Annotated in this window: 3 protein-coding genes; 1 reads left to right on the top strand and 2 read right to left on the bottom strand. The window is 44.5% G+C overall.

Translation table 11 applies throughout. From position 1 onward, the window contains the following. Positions 1-2: 2 nt before the first annotated feature. Together AB6811_RS09520 and AB6811_RS09515 are read right to left on the bottom strand one after the other, a co-directional pair. Positions 3-3,236, bottom strand: coding sequence for an FAD-dependent oxidoreductase (locus AB6811_RS09520; protein WP_369490223.1), 3,234 nt, complete (start codon positions 3,234-3,236; stop codon positions 3-5). Positions 3,237-3,400: 164 nt separating this feature from the next. Continuing rightward, on the bottom strand, positions 3,401-9,850 hold the full coding sequence (locus tag AB6811_RS09515) for a T9SS type A sorting domain-containing protein (RefSeq protein WP_369490222.1): 6,450 nt from the start codon (positions 9,848-9,850) through the stop codon (positions 3,401-3,403). 213 nt (positions 9,851-10,063) lie between these two features. Between AB6811_RS09515 and AB6811_RS09510 the strand changes: the two genes are divergently transcribed. Beyond that, the gene (locus tag AB6811_RS09510) at positions 10,064-17,329 is read left to right on the top strand and encodes a PKD domain-containing protein (protein WP_369490221.1); all 7,266 of its coding nucleotides are present in this window, start codon (positions 10,064-10,066) and stop codon (positions 17,327-17,329) included. The last annotated feature ends 4 nt before the right edge of the window (positions 17,330-17,333 follow it).

Below are 17,333 nucleotides of genomic sequence, written 5' to 3'. Positions count from 1 at the left end.
TTCTACTTGAATGCCTTTTCGGGTAAGCCATCGCCTTCAAGGCTTAAGCGTTTGAAGTACTCGGGTACCTGTCGACCCATTAACTCATCAACGTACATCTTGGCCAACCCCATACCCAGCATAAAGCCCTGTCCTCGTAAGCCAGTGAACAGACCATGCTTGGTGTCGATAAACATGCGGGGTTCCACATAGTAACCTGCCCAAACAGCTTGGAAGCCAACGGAACTAAGTTGCGGTATCCAATTTGAGAATATCTCCGAGGCAATCTCGAGGAAGTCCTGCGAGTTAATCTTGAGGTTTTTATCGGCTTCGCGTGGGTCAACTGCCGGAGAAGCACATCCAATAATTTGTCCTGTTTCAGCAAGCTGCTGCCCGTAAACTGCCACAAAGCCTTTGTAGTTCCTCCTATCGATGAGCATTCCAAGCGGATTACCGTTTATGCCCAGCCATGGCAAACGACGGGTAATGAAAGCCTGATGCTTAACCGGGTAAATGCCTGTGAATATTCCCAGCTGACGGCTAAACTTTTCGCCCTCGGGGCCAAGGGCATTCACAAAGTTATCGGCATGATACTCAATGTACTCTTTATTGTGATCCCGCACTAGGGCGACAAATCCGTTTCCGTTGCGGTGAACGCTTAGCAGTTCGGTATCCTCCTTAACCGTACCACCATGCTCAATGCCTATTTTACGGAGTAGGTCGACAACCTTACCCGGTGTGGCTTGCCAACACCCACGGGTTATGAGTGCTGCTTTGTAGGTGCTTAGCTTATCGTTCATGAAGGGTGATATTTCCTTGCGGAAATCGGAAGGTTGAACCATGTATGCATCGCTCCACGCCATTGATGCCTCCAGTGCCTTTAGCATGTTATCGTCGTGAGCAAAAGTTACATAGTTGATGGGGCGGTAGTCGATATCCGAAACTTTATGGAGTTCCTTGAAAATTTCGTGGTTTTGACGGGCAATGTCGGCAATCTCTGGTAGCGAGAAGGCTGTGCGACCACCAGCAATATTACGCCAGCTTGCCCCACGACCGTAATTTAGCATAACGGGCCGTAGTCCGGCTTCGGACATGTAACGGAACAGTGCGCTACCGCCAATTCCACCGCCAGCTATGAGCGCCGATACCTTTTCGACCCTTGCTTTTTTGCCGTTGATTCCAGTAATGTACGTTTCAGGAACATCCTTTGGGTAAAGTTCGCCCATTGCTACCTGGTTGCTAAGTGGACCACGGGGAGTGGCATCGCCAACTATTTGAATGCCCATTGGGGCAAGGGTAGTTTTCAGACGCTTAATACAGCGTTTACCGCGGCATGCCCCCATGCCCAGTCGTGTGGTGTGCTTTATTTCATCGGCCGAAATAAACTTGCGGTCGCCTATAGTTTCAAGTATCTCATCGAGACTTACATCGTCGCAGTGGCACACATAAATTTTTTCCTGCGGTTTATACTCGTATGGTTTTATTTGGATAGGCTCAGGGTAGTTGGATTTTACAATAAAACCGCGAGCTGCAAGCATATCATCGCCATGCAGGTTCAATGATTTAACCCTTGCCACATTGGTTTTATTGGGTTTTCGGAGAATTTTTTCAATAACCCCATCGCCAAGGATATTACCGTTATTATCAACGAGGTAAACCTCAGCGCCCTCCTGGGCTTCATACTCAATGGGAAGGAAAAGCCAATCCTTGGCGTAGCTGTATCCGAAAATGGCTAAGCCCGGACATTGGTAAACGCAGTCCATACAACCCACGCATTTTTCAAAGTCGATGTGGGGTACGGTGCTGGTTGAGTTTTTGGTTATTGCACCATGCGGACAAGCAAAGGTACAGGGGTTGCAGGCAAAGCCATAAAGGCAATCGATTTGAACAAAGGGTTTACGGTTGCGTCGTTCCTCCGACGGGCGGAAGGGCTCTTCAATTATCCGTACCGGATGCTGCTGGCTATCGATGTATTCCTTGCTGATGTTAAGGTATGTGTCGTAGCTGCAACGTATTCCAGCATCCTGCAAGATTTCGTAGGCCACTTGCTTTCCTCTTAATACGGCACTGGTTCCTTCGCCAATGCGAATGGCATCGCCGGCTCCGTAGCAATTGCGACCGAACACCTCGTTCCCTTTAATCAGGAGCTGATCGTCAGGAACTAAGCCGGTGCATATATTTATGGCATCGATGCCTTCAATAATTTGCTCAGTACCCGGAATGGGTTTAAAGTCCTTGGCGTCGGCAATAACTGCCCCAATAATTCCGGTATGGTTCTCGTTGGGAATCGCCTTAACTAATATTTTGCCTAACATGATAGGAATTCCCAATCGTCTAACCCTATTTGCCTGAACAGGGAACCCGCCCTCACGGGGCATAGCTTCAATAATGGCTTTTACCCGGGCACCTGCCTGCATTAACTGGTAGCTGGTGAGGTAGCCAATGTTACCAGCTCCAACAGTGAGTACGTTCTTGCCCAGTAGCGTAAATTCCTGGTTCATCATTTTTTGCACCACTGCAGCGGTGTAAACTCCTGGCAGGTCATCGTTCTCAAAGGTTGGCATAAACGGAACGGCTCCCGTAGCAATTACCAGGTAATCGGATTCAACGTAGTAAATCTCCTCGGTTTTAATGTTTTTAATGGCAATGCGTTTGTTTTCAAGTATATCCCAAACGGTACTGTTCAGGAAAATACCTTCGTGGTTAGCTCCTGCAAGCGTACTTGCAATTTCAAAGCCTCGCATGCCGCCAAACTTCTTTTCACGTTCAAAGAAGAAGAACTGGTGGGTTTGCATGTTGAACTGACCACCAATGGTTGAGTTGTTGTCAATTACTATGTTCTCAACACCATGTTCAAGAAGTATTTCACGGGCTGCAAGACCTGCCGGGCCTGCACCAATGATTGTAACAGTGGTTTTGTAAACCTTTGTACTTTCCTTTTTATTTGCTGGTTTTACATCGGGGGTGTACTCGTGAGGAATTTCCTTAACTTCCTTTACCCCATCGACTGGAGTAATACATATACGCTTAATTTGTCCATCGACAAGCATCTCGCAAGCGCCGCACTTGCCAATTCCGCATTCGAGGCTTCGTTCACGGTTTTCGATACTATGGCTGTGAACCGGAAAGCCAGCCTGGTGTAGCGCTGCGGCAATGGTGAATCCTTTTTCTCCTTTAACCTCATTACCATTAAACATGAATGTAACGGTTTCGCGCTGAGGTACCTCAAGGATTGGGTGTTTATCTATTTTATGCATGGCTTAAAATGCTTTTATTGTTACTTGGATTGTTTTGGAAATTTTTGCGAAAGTATTTTCCAAGCGTGTGTAATACAATGACTAATGTCAGGGAATAAAAAATAGCAACCTAATGGTTGCTATTTTTTGATATCAAAATTTGAAGGTTATACTGATGCGTTTATTTAATGGGAAATATTTATTTTGATTGTTTTACTACCCATCCGGTTGGAAATTCTAAGCAGGTATATGCCATTGGGCAAACTTGAAGAGTTTATCACCCTTTCCCATAGCATTTCCGATTCGGTTTTTACGTGCCAGATGGTTTGCCCCAGGGGTGCAACCAATTCAATGTTGTAGGATATTGGCTCAGGGGATTCAATTTTCAGGGTAAACCAGCTATTGGCAGGATTTGGAAAAACTGCAATTTTTGCATCGATGGCATTGGTAGTAACACCAACAGGCCACCAGATAACAATGGTGTCGGTTGCTGAACATCCGTGGGAGTCAGTCACCTTTAACCAGTATTTCCCCCATGAACCGGCCGTAATTGTAATGGTTGGGCTGGTTGCACCAGTACTCCATGAGTAGGTTACACCCCCAACGCCTGAGGTTAGCTCATAGGGCAGCGACACCTTAAGCGTGTCTTTCCCATCGCCAAGGTTAAGGGTTGGCAGGTCGTAAACATCAATATTGTATGTGGTTTGTGTTCCGTTAATGCTGTTTAGCCTTGAAATAAAAGTAAATGTATTTTGCCCTTTGTTAAGGCTTACCTTTTGGGTGAAATTATGCTGCTTTGTATCGTTGGGTTTAAATGGAGTATCAAAGGTGATATTTTCGGATACATTTTGGCCTGCTACATTCATTGATAAGGCAATGGATTCATTGGTGTTTATGGTTTTTCCGCCTTTATTTGTGAGTGTTACGCTAACGTTGTCGGGCTGCTCATCGTAGCAGTGCGATGTGGGTTGATTCAAGGCGGTAACCTGAACATCAAATATCTCATTGTAAATGATATAAACCTCATCGTAGCCTTGGCAGCCATTGTTATCGGTAACAGTCACTCCAAATGTGCCTGTTCTATCAACGTAATAGGTGCGACTGGTTGAGCCATCGTGCCATAGGTACGAGGGGAATTCGCCAGGGTCAAGGGTTATAGGTGTGGTAATAGTTCTGTCTGCTCCTAGGTTGACAACAGGTGTAGGATTAACCGTAATGGGTTTTGTTGCGCTATTTGTGCAGCCATTTGGGTCGGTGTAGGTGTAAGTAATTTGATGGGCACCGACACCCGCCTCGATTGGCTTGAAAATATTGCCTGTAACAGCAGTTCCGCTCCATGTTCCATTGGCAGGTGAACCTCCGGTAAGGGTAACCTCTGGTTGATTGGCACACACAGGGGCAAAGTTATTGAGGGTTACATCGGGTAAAGCAGAGAAACTAACCGTTTTTGAATCGGTAGCAGTGCAGCCATTTGCATCGGTAACGGTGACTGAGTAATTCCCAGAGCTGGTAACGCTTATGCTTTGCGTGTTTTGTCCGGTACTCCACAGGTAGCTAGCCCCGGGGTACGTTCCAGCATCAATGGTAACCGTTGCGCCCTGGCAGGCAGTTTCGTCGGGGCCAAGGTTTACGAGAAGGTCAGGGTAGGCTGTTATTTCCTGATAGATTGTGTCGTTACTTGAAACCATATCGGATGCAAGCTTTACCCAAACCCAAACTGAATGAGTTTTACGAACGCTAAAATCCATGGTGTTGGTTAGGGAAATCTCTAGGGTTGATGCTGGAGCTAAGTCCTGGTTCAGCGTTACGGTTTCGGTTTTATCAGTTTCGTTCTGCTTAAAACCAACTATCAACTGAGTGCCTGAACTTATGGTTGTGTTTCCACTGTTCTGTATGGATACCCGAACAGTTTCGGCATTGCTCATATTGCATCCGGATTGGGGCAATAGCAATGAGTTGATTTTAATATCCTCCAGATGGAATGTGATATTAATCTCATCGTAAGCGGTGCACCCGTAGTAGTCGGAAACAGTTACGCCATAGGTGCCTGTTTGGTTTACAACGATTGTTGAGTCGGTTGAGCCGGTTGTCCAGAGGTACTCATCGAAACCGTTTCCAGCCTTAATGGTATCGGTAAAGGCGTAAACATCTCTATCCGGACCTAAGTTAATTGTAGGATATCCGGTTGAGGTTACGTATAGAGTAGCACTATTGTTGGCATACGATATTTCCTCGGTTCCATCCTCTGGCATAATTTCAATCCTTATTTCTGCATGGTGAGTGATATTAGCCTTTGCAACCAATGTAATATCACTAACATTTTGGTAGGATAAATCAGCTTGAAGGGTAACAGTTTCAGTAATCGCAAGGTTTCCGTTTAACCAAACCTTAACATTAAATCGGGTTCCTTCGATAATAACAGGTCCCAGATTTTGGATTCGGAATTTAATATCGTAGCTACCGCTAAGTTCACAGTCATTTTTAGGCGATAGGATTTGCAGCAGCGCAATATCGTTGCTAACTACCCAAAGGGTATCCGAGGCTCTGCATTTGTAAGCATTTTGTGCAGTAACATAATATTTTGAAAATGGCGGAAATCCGTAAATTGTGTAGGTGGAATCTGTTGAGTTGTCGTTCCACAGGTAACTATCGCAATCGGATGAGTATGTAGGTGTAATTGTGTAAACTGAGGTTGGCGTAAAGTATTGGCGCAAAGTATCGGGGCTAATTTCAACAGTTGGTGCAGGTACTAGTTTTACGGCAATCGATTTAGAATCGTTGTTGGGGTTAAGGTCGCCACTTACAGCCGTTGAAACTGTTATGGTATGTTCGCCGGCAGGCAGAATGGTGAATTCGCTCATCTCAATTGTTGTTCTATCGCCGGGTGTTAGCTCTGAGGTCAAGGTGAAGCTTTGCTGTTGTTGTCCCAGCTCGGTGGTAACCACTGTATTTATGATGGTTCCGGCAGGGTAAACATCCTGGCCGTAGTTTTGAATAACCGCCTTTACCTTAAACCCATCGGGTGAGAAACATGTTGTATCGCTGGGGTGCTCTATGCTGTATACCCCTAAGTCGCGGGTGTTAATAAACACTGAATCGCTAGCCATTCCGCAACCTTGAGTGCTGTTCACTAAAACACGGTAAGTTGCTGAGCGTGTATTGTAGGTTAGGCCATGTAGGGGCAACTGGTAGGTTGTGTTACTTAGTGTTTCCCACGAGGTTGAGCCTACAAACTTGCGTTGCCAGGTATAGGTTGAATAGCCTGCTGTAGCAGTTAGGATAACGGTATCGACATTCGAGGTGGTTAGAGTGTCGGCTGGGTTGAGTGTAAGGTCAGGCAACCCAAAGGTTGATACGTTAAGTTTAGTTGTATCGTTGGTTTTATTGATATCGTCCTGAAATTTTGTGTAAGCTGCAAGGGTGTAGTCCCCCTTGTTGCTTATATCTATTGTTCCGGTAAATGTAAAATTATAGGTGTCATTGGTTGTCCATCCATTCGATGGTGTAAAAGTTTCAGAAAGAACCTCTTGTTTGTTAACGCTAAAGCCTACTGTAACGCTTTGGCTACCATTGAATGGTGTATTCCCGTTGTGCTTAATTGTAACACTTGGGTTAATTGGTAAGGGGTGGAAACAGTCGTCACCAATATTATTGATGCTTATAACACTTAAATCCTTATCGGACTGTATAATTTCAATGGTATCGCGTGCAGTACATCCACGCGTATTCTGCACTTCAATTGCGTAAAGTCCAAATTGTACCTCACCAGCACTATAGGTTTGGGTTGATTTACCGGTTGACCAATCCGGAGAACTTGCGGGTATCTTTGTTTTCCACTGGTAGGTGCTAAAACCATTACCAGCATCTAACACCACCGTATCAACTTGCAGTGTTCCGATATCGGGACCTAGTGTATACCCGGGCATACCGTAAACCTCAAGGGTGGTTTTTAGAGTGTCGTTACTGCGGTTTAGTTCGTTCTGGAGCTTATTAAATGCCTGCAGCTCATAGGTTTTGGCAGTACCAAAGCTGAAGCTAAATGAGGATGTGAAGTTTGATGATTGGTCCTGGTTCAGAACCGAGGAAATGGTTATGGTATCGGTTAGTTCCTCGCCATCAATTTTAACAGCATAAGGAATTTTAAGGTTTTCCGGTAGAGGCTTGTAGCCAAAGTTTTTGAGCGTAATGGTAAGGTTACTCTGACCTATTTCACAGGCGTCGGTAGGGGAGTAAAGCGCGGTAAATCCAATATCGTATGGCAACTCATAAATTTCTACCATATCAATGGCGACTCCCTCATAGTTATTGGCCTCGTTCGATTTGAAAACAAATCGGAACTTTATGTTGCCAGCAGTGATTGCATCGGAAGGGAGCAGCGTTGCTGCTTTTACATAGTCCGATGTGTTTTTGCTCCATCCTGCTGAATTTAAGGCAGTAACTGCAGGGGTATCGTACCAGTTTATGCTGTAGCCCGAATGGGCATTGAGTAGGGTCCAGTTACGTCCACCGTCGGTGCTGTACTCCAGGTTTAGTCCATCAATGCCCTCCTCAATTTGCATTTTGTAGTAAAAGCTGAAAACGGGATAGTTCAGGGAACTGATGTTAAAGCAAGGGCTTTCAAGGTACGATGTTTCATTGTTGTTATGGGTGTATTTCAGGTTTGTTACCCATGCTTTTTGACCATTGGCTGCACCATTGAGCACGTTGCCCTGTGGAATACCCCAAGTAATACTTTTGTTTATGCCATGTCCGTTCCAGTACGCTGTAGAATTCTCGAATGAGGTGGAGTAGGGTGTGTTTACCTGTGGGTAAACGTAAAAGTTTTGTGTAAGGGCATCGTTGCTATTGTCCTCATCGGTTGGGTGAAATGTTTTTATAACAATATTTTTAGCGCCGGGTGTGCTAAAATCGGCTTTCTGGGAAAAAGTAAGAGTTGCTTCCCCATCAACCGGTAGGGTTGGATTAAATGTTTCGCGTGTAAAGGTCGATCCGCCGTCGAGTGAGTAACCCACCTCAAATGGTGTGGAAATGTTAGCACCACCATAATTGCGAACCTTTACCTTAATTTCTTCCTGGTCTGTTAATCCACAGTAGGGTTGTGGTGTAAGCATTTGAATGGCCCCCACATCGGTAGCAATAAAGTCGCCAGTAACGGCAAAATTATCGATATTCCAGCCGCCATACTCGGTTGAATTGTCGCTGGTGTCGATGCTAATTTTTATCCACAGGTTATTTTTTCGGGTGGCAAGGTTTGATATGTTGTGGGTAACCGACCGCCAGTTGTTGTCAAGAACAATGTTGTTATTATACCAAATAGGATTCCAGGTAGATTTATTGTTGTTGCTGACATAAATTCGCGTTTTATCAAAGAAGTCGATATTAAGCCAGCGTTTTAAGTTGATGTTGATGGTTTGAAAGTAAGTGGCATCAAAAGGGCCGACAATTGCCTCGTGTGGCGTTAATGTGGAAATTCCAGCGGGGTAATTCCCGTTGAGGTTTGTTGCAAGAACATTGTTACCCTGGTAGGTGTATGTTGGATCGTTTATCCCGCCGCCTTGGGGAGTGCCGACTTGCCAAACGCCATTTAAACTCCAGTGTGTACCACCATCTTCAAAATCATCGGTAAAAATTGATTGTGCAATAATGCTTTTCCCTTCGTGGGTTAGCGTTGTGGATGGGTAAGTGCTTCCGCTAATGGTCATACTGTTAGGTTGCACCTCAACATCAACTGTATTGCCGTGTGTACCGGTTGTTGCAACACCCAGGGTAATCCATATATAGTTCTCACCGGTTTGAAGGGTTTTATTGAAGTTATTAAAGGTGATTTGGTTTCCGTTGACCTGAACCGCGGCATTAATTGGGTTTTGAGTTACATTAAGGGTGTCGGTTGAGTAGTAAATTTTATAGCTGCTGATATCAGCTATGGTGGTACCGGTATAGGTTGCCGTTAGCGATGTAAGGTTTAGCTCCCCGGTGTTCCCCTTTACCACAATGTTTAATGCCATAACTGGGTTCGACGTGGTTCCAGTAGGAATGGTGCTATTCCTTTGGAATGCGCCAATGGAGTATACCACACGGGGGACATTCCCTCGTTCAACAATCTCAACATCATCGAGGCAAACTCCCCAACCCCAGTTGGAGATACCCTCAAAGGCAATCTGGCATTTTGCCGATTTTGCCTCAGTGGGCAATATGATTTCACGTTTTACCCAACCTACCGTTGCATTTGGGTATTCAACAATAAAATTCCAGTCAGCGGTTGGCGATATTCTGTAGTAAATCTTCAGCTTGTCATTTGTTCCCCACGACTCCTGTGCATTCCAAAACTCCAGTACAGGTTTTGTGGAGTAGCGTAGGTCAATCTCAGGAGTGATAAGCTTTGTAGTTGGCCCTACCTGTTCAATCTGGAAAAGGGCATTGTAGTTTCCGCTATGGGCATTGCTTGGATGTCTATATTGAGGGGCACTGCTCGATGCGTAACCGCCATTTTGGTATCGCCAGTATCGATTCCCACTTACTTTTTCCTCGCTCCACCCTGTGGGTTTTACCCCAGCCTCAAATCCCTCGCTTAAGTATTTTACCTGTGAGTAGCCTAGTATTGGCAGAAGAAGTAATACAGTGACAAGTTGCTTCATTGCAATATTTTTAAAAATCGATACAAAATTCCAACTTTTTTAGTTAGGCAAAAATAAAGGTTACATCAAAAAATATGTTTTATAACATTTTTTTAGCAGTTTTACAATGTGCCAATGCCCTAAAAATATGATAAAATGGAATATTGATAGAGATGATTATTTTTTTAGGGTTGACTCAAAAGGTTCATTTAAATAATTTTGAAAAATTTTTTAATGGATTTAGTAATGAGGGTTTACAGATTTAGATTGCTTTTTCCGGTAATTCTGCTTTTGTTAAGTTTTAGCATAGCTGCACAAACCGATACCGAGTTTTGGTTCAGTGTTCCGGAAATAAACCGATATCACTGGGGTGGTACAGAGGCAAGCCCAGGTAATAAAGGATATCCGGTTTACCTGCGAATTACTACAGGGTCGTTATCGAGCACGGTAACCATAACCATGCCAGCCAATCAAGCTAATTTCAATGGTGGGAGCCCGTTGGTTTTCAATATTCCTGCAAATAAGACCCAAACCATTGACCTGGCAGCCTTAAACCTGATAGGCGACGACAAAACAACTGCTCTTACATCCATTGAAAACCGTTTGCGTTGGACAACCTCCAATGCTTCAGCCATAAACCGAAACAACAAGGGTTTACACATTGAGGCTACTACTCCGGTAACCATTTACTATGAGATTAGTGCTATTTACAATATGGAATTACTTGCCCTGAAAGGAAAGAATGCATTAGGTAAATCATTTTACATTCCTTTCGAAACTAGCTATCCAATTAGTTCATATGTAGCTAATAATTCTAACTATTTATACAGGCCCTATAGTTCATTCGATATAGTTGCCACGGAGGATAATACGCAAATAACCATTACTCCAACCAAAGACGTTTTTGTTTGGCCTAATAGTTTTAAGCCAGCTAACATACCCTTTACAATAACCCTGAATAGGGGCGAAACCGCAATTATTGCTCCCTATAAAAACGATAGCAATGTTAACTACAAAACTGACCCTAATAATACCCTTGCAGGAACTAAGGTTGAGGTGGTTAGTGGTGGTGATATTGCCATAAATACAAGGCACGATATGGTTAGCCCGGGTGGTGGAGTCGATTTTGTTGGCGATCAGCTTGTGCCAATTGATCATATTGGGACTCATTACGCTGTGGTAAGAGGGGTATTGGATAATGCTCAGGAATATGTTTACGTTGTTGCCACCCAGAACAACACACAGGTAAAGGTGAATGGGGCAGTGGTTGCAACAATAAACGAGCGTGGCGTTCAACCGGTTCAAATTCCAGCAGCAAATCTAATTACCAATATTGAAACCGATAAGCCTGTGTATGTTTACCATCTATCGGGCTTTGGAAACGGCATTAATACCCAGGTGGCCGGTGCAATTATACCAACCATATCAACATGTACCGGGTCAACCAGGGTTGGGTTTAACAGGACAAAGGCTAATTACGACAATGGATTCGGCAGTAAGTACTATGAATTTTACATGAACATCCTTGTCCGCAAGGGAGCCGAGGATGGCTTTAAGCTATACGACAAGAACGGCAACGATGTTACTGCAATAGTTCCAGGGATCAATGACCCTGCCAGCTATCAGGATGTGGGAGCAACCGCTCCGTTCAATCAGTGGCGTTTTGCCCGGTTCAAGGCCGATAACATTCAGGCTGGGGTCGATGAGGCATACCTGCTTGCCAATGAAAAGGATGTTTTCCATTTAGGTATTCTAAACGGACACCCTAATGCCGATGCTTTTTACGGGTATTTTTCCGATTTTAACTCATTTAACCCCAATGCATTTGTGGTGGTTAATGAGGCTGGTGGTAATAAAATTTGCTGGGGCGAGTCGCGTCAGCTCTATGCCAGTGGAGGAACCCAATACCAATGGACGCCTCACGATTTTCTCGATAATCCTTCAAGCCCAACACCAGTTGCCTCCAACATTACACATTCCATAAAGTATAACGTTACTGTTAGTGGGGCATGCGGCCTTTCTGATACCCGCGAGGTTAACTTTCTGGTCTCGGAACCTGTAGTTCCAAGCTTCACAACCGACCAGTTTGCTGGCTGTGCTCCTTTTAGCCCTCAAATCATTAACAATTCAGTAGGTGCTGCCAGTAACGTTTGGGACTTTAACAACGATGGCGATATAGATGATCCGGGCGAGGGGACAAACAACAATGTAACATTTACCCCATCAGCTCCATTCTTAAATAATACTACCGATACCTTGCGATATACCCTATCGTTAGTAGTAACCGATAATACGGGTATCTGTGTTAAGTCGTTTAAGAAAGATATTCTGGTATACCCGCACATCGATATTAGTCCGGTAATTGATAGCAAGTCCGACCCCAATAACTGCCATCCGCTTACTGTGAACTTTAAGGCAAATCCAACCGGAAACCATGGAACGGCAACGTTCCGCTGGGATTTTGGCGATGGGGCAACTTCGGCTTCACCCGACCCGGCTCACACCTATTACAACTACAATAGTGCTCCAACTCCTTACAACGCTCAGCTTACCCTTACCGACAAGTATAACTTTTGCTCAGTTACAAAGCCAGTACCTGTTACCGTGCAACCCTACATAAGGGCAAACTTTGCTGTTGAGCGGGTAACAGGCTGCTCGCCATTTAGTGTTTTGGTAACAAACAATAGCACAGGAGGGATTACCTCCTGGCAGTGGGATAAGGATGGTGATGGTGCTTTTGATAGCACCGATCCTGCAAACTGGACTTTCAGTAAAACAAATAGCGGGGGCAGCCCGCTACACACTACCATCAGGTTGAGGGTTCAGAATAGCGGAGGCTGCATTGACGAGTACCCTCAAACCATAACAGTAAATCCCACTCCTGCAGCAAATGTTAACGTAAACGCAAGTGGCGATTTAACGTGTTCCCCCTTAGATGTAAATCTTGCTGCAACCAATGTAACCAATGCCACTACCTTTGAGTGGCATTTGATTGACGGCGCAAATACAAACATTATATCAACCCAGCAAAGTACAACATACCAGCTGCAGAATAACGATGCTTTTGCCCATACCTACAACATTCGTTTTAAGGCTTTAAACCAGTATGGTTGCGAGTACCTCTCTAGTCCATTCCCGGTTACGGTTCAGCCATTTGTCGATGCACAATTCTCTGTAACACCCACAGGTAACTGCTCGCCAGTCGATTTAAATTTTACCGTTCAGAAGTTTCCCGGTATTAACCAGTTCCAGTGGGATTGGGATAGTAATGGTACACCAGATGCAACCTACACTCAGACTGGTCAGCAAAGCGTGTTTACACGCCAGGAAGTAAACCAAAGCGGTACTTCCCGAAACTTCCAGCCTGTACTTACCGTAACCAACAGTGCTGGCTGCACACGTTCAAAGCAGTTAGATTTGCCCATACCTATTTACCCTGAAGTTACTGCCAATTTCAATTTACCTGCAGGTGCACAGTGTAACCCAGCATCGCTAACCTTGACTAATACTAGCACCTACACTGGAGGTTCAGCATTAACCAACGGTTCATACCAGTGGAGCTTCGGCGATGGATCAACATCAATGGAGGTTTCGCCTTCACATGTATTTACTAACACTACCGGATCCGATAAACCTTTTAACATTTCATTAATAGCAATTTCGGAACATGGTTGCCAATCGGCAGTTACCAAAACGCTTACCGTTTATCCCTATATAAAACCAGAGTTTAGTATCGATAACCTTGCAGGATGCGCCCCTCATAGCTACAATATATATTTAACCACTCACCCTGGTATAAGCCAGTACGAGTTCGATTTTGATGGCGATGGCAATACTGATCAAACCTATACATCGGCAAATGTACCATCAGTTATTCCGCGCACCCAGGACAACCTAACAGGCGCCGAGAAGCTATACAACGTATCGCTCAGGGTGCGCAATAATGCTGGTTGTACCGATAACTCTGCGATACCGGTAAGGGTTTACCCGGCTGTAACCGCCAGCTTTACTCCTAGTGTTGACCAAACCATTTGCGAGGGTGCATCGATTAATTTTGTAAGCAACAGTTATGTAAATGGAACAACCAATCACCCCCAGTTCACAAGCTGGAGCTTTGGCGATGGCCTTACCTCAAACCTTCAAACGGTTTCGCATACCTTTAATAACGACGATACGCAAAATAGTAAACCATATACTGTTAACCTAACCGTGTCAAACATTCACGGCTGCTCCGATTCCGAAACCAGAACGGTTACGGTTCACCCCAAGCTTACCAATGGTTTTACCATGCAAATGGATGGTAATTGTACTCCATTCAATGTTACCTTTACGCCCACAGGCGTTGGTGCTACCCAGTACCAATGGACATTCGACGGACTTTTCCCCAACGAGAATCGCACCAATGGAACTCCATTTACATACCAGGCCGATAACTCAGACCCCGACAATATTAAAACCCATACAATTTCACTGATTACCTCAAATGCAAATGGTAATTGTGTGAGTCAACCTGTTACCAAAACCTTAACTGTTTATCCCCATGTTGTACCTCAAGCAAGTGCTTTATCGCAGTTTGCATGCCCTGGCTCACCTATTGAGTTTACCAATAGTTCAACCGGGGGCAATTTGCTCTACTACTGGGATTTTGCCGATGGACAATCGTTTGCCACAACCCTACAGGATAATATCACGCACGATTTTGATAATAGAACATCAACCGATAAGCCGTTCAACGTTACCCTGTGGGCAACTAATGCTAATGGGTGCTCAAAATCAGTAGAAGTTCCAGTAACCATTCATCCTAGGGTTGAGGCAGATTTTACAATGCTATATGATAGTATTTGCGTGCCTTTCAATGTGAACTTTACCAATACATCGCTTAATGGGACCAATTTTAGCTGGGACTATGGTTACTCATTGGGCGGTGTGCCCCAGCAGCAAACCACTGCACGTCCAACCCTTTCCCATGTATATACCTTCGATAATGACTTACCTAACACCATTATTAAACCAACAATAACTCTAACCGCAACGCAGTCGCATACCAATAGCGGACTAACCTGCTCTAGCGCTAAAAGCGTCCCATTTATTGATATTTACCCCAAGGTAATTGCTGATTTTAATTTAGATTCCGATAGGGGATGTACTCCGCTAACGGTTAATTTTGCTAACAGTTCTACTGGTTTGGGTAGCTATACATGGGATTTTGGCAACGGAATGCGATCAACGGAAACCTCCCCTCAGGGAATAGGTTTTATCAATACTAGTAAGGATAATCTCGCTACCTATACAGTATGGCTCAAATCCAAAAATGCAATAGGTTGTAGCGATAGTATAAGCCGAACAATTACAGTAAACCCCAAGGTTGAAGCAGCCTTTACGTGGGATAAAACCGCCGGTTGCTCTCCGGTTAATATTAGTTTTAATAACACTTCCACTTCATCCTTATACCAGTATAGCTGGAACTTTGGCGATGGCTCCCCCACAACCAATGATGAGCAACCCGGAATGCATACCTATACCAACTCCGGATTAACCATCCAAAACCCCACGGTTACTCTAGTAACACAGTATAAGGACGATACGAACTGTGCCGATACCCTTGAGTTGCCACTAAGCATATACCCACGTATCTACCCCGACTTTACCTATAACCCAACCGGTTGTACTCCGCATCTGGTTCAGTTTATCAATCAAACCCAATCCTTTAGCGCCAATAACCAATATGTTTGGAACCTTGGTGATGGCAATTATGCCTATTCTGCTAATGTTGAGCAGGAGTATAGGAATACATCAACCCAAAATGAAAAGAACTTTACCATAACGCTTAAAGCAACCAGTGAGCACGGATGTACCGACTCGGTTAAAAAGGATGTAACAGTATTCCCTCGTCCAGTTGCAGCCATGGAACTAAAAAGTAATTACATCTCTTGCCCACCATTTAATGTTGAAATTGAGAATAAAACGTTGGGTTCAAACCTAACCTACCATTACGATTTTGGCGATGGTGCCGATAGTACAACAACCTCGCCGCTGAACATGGTACATGTATTCGATAATAACCAAAGTATTACCCAATCGTATCAAATTTGGCTGCATGCCATAAATAATTACAGCTGCGACGATGCCGTGTCGCAAACCATTCAGGTATTTCCACATGTTACTGCCAATTTTGATGTTACCCCGGGTTACCAAAGCTGTAGCCCACACGACGTGCAGTTCTCCAACCTGTCCACCAATGCAATGCTGTTTACATGGGATTTTGACGATGGGTTTACCTCATCATCCACCAACCCATCACAGTCGTTCCTGAATGAAACTGAAAACGATAAGGTTTTCAATGTAAAGCTAACCGCCCGTTCTGAGTTCGACTGTGTTGACGATACCGTGAAGCAAATTACCGTTTGGGCTACACCTAGGGCGTTAATAGGTGTTGAGCCCCCACTCAAGGAGTTTCCTGATAATACCTTTACCATAATTAACCAATCGGCCCCTGCAGCCGATACCTGGAGTTACAAGTGGTATTTTGACGACAATACTACAAGCACAGAGAAAAATCCCGGAACACATACCTATACCCGTTGGGGACATAAGGAAAAAGGGTTTACCTACGATGTTTCACTTGTAATAAACAGCCCTCACTGTAAGGACTCAACCTCAAAGATTGTGTACCTGATGCCGCCAAAGCCAATTTCCAGTTTTACACAGAGCATGGCTAACGGATGTGCACCCCACGAGGTTCATTTTGTTAACAACTCGCTTTACGGTGAGGAGTACGAGTGGGATTTTGATGATGGTAGTCCAACAGTAAAGGAATTCCAACCTGTTCATGTTTTCCAGAATCCGGGTTACTACAGGGTTAAACTAAGAGCATCGGGCGAGGGTGGTGAAAGCTTTTCCTACGGGATAATTCACGTTTACCCAATGCCCAATGCCGATTTTGATGCTTACCCTTCACGGGTAATGTTGCCCGATGCTACCGTACGGTTACAGAATCTTACAACCGATTGCGATTCATGTTCGTACGATTGGGATATGGGCGATGGAACAAAGTATATCAACCGGAAAGATCCTACTCATACCTACAAGGAAATGGGTGAATTCCGAATTTCACTTTGGGCTGAAAGAAAGTATAGCGATGCCATTTGTATGGATTCAATATCAAAGTATCCTGCTGTTTGGGTTGAGGGTATTGGTTACGTGAAGTTCCCTGATGCATTTAAACCTAACCCCAGTGGGCCAAATGGTGGCGCTTACGATGAGCATGATATGAAGAATGAGGTGTTCCACCCCATTCACTACGGTGTGGTTGAGTACAAGCTGATGATTTTTACCCGATGGGGTGAGCAAGTGTTTACCTCTTCCGACGTGAAAGTGGGATGGGATGGCTATATTAACGGCCGTTTGGCTGAACAGGGAGTTTATGTTTGGCGCGCAATAGGAACATTTACAAACGGAAAAGTATTTGATCAGCGTGGAACTGTTACATTGTTAAGGTAGTTGA

The organism is Tenuifilum sp. 4138str, assembly GCF_041102575.1.
GTDB classification, from domain to species: domain Bacteria; phylum Bacteroidota; class Bacteroidia; order Bacteroidales; family Tenuifilaceae; genus Tenuifilum; species Tenuifilum osseticum.
This window is presented reverse-complemented; position numbering and strand designations above follow the sequence as displayed.

Coding starts and splice junctions, on each gene's coding strand:
- AB6811_RS09515 (WP_369490222.1), bottom strand. CDS start 9,850: ATGAAGCAACTTGTCACTGTATTACTTCTTCTGCCAATACTAGGCTAC.
- AB6811_RS09520 (WP_369490223.1), bottom strand. CDS start 3,236: ATGCATAAAATAGATAAACACCCAATCCTTGAGGTACCTCAGCGCGAA.
- AB6811_RS09510 (WP_369490221.1), top strand. CDS start 10,064: ATGGATTTAGTAATGAGGGTTTACAGATTTAGATTGCTTTTTCCGGTA.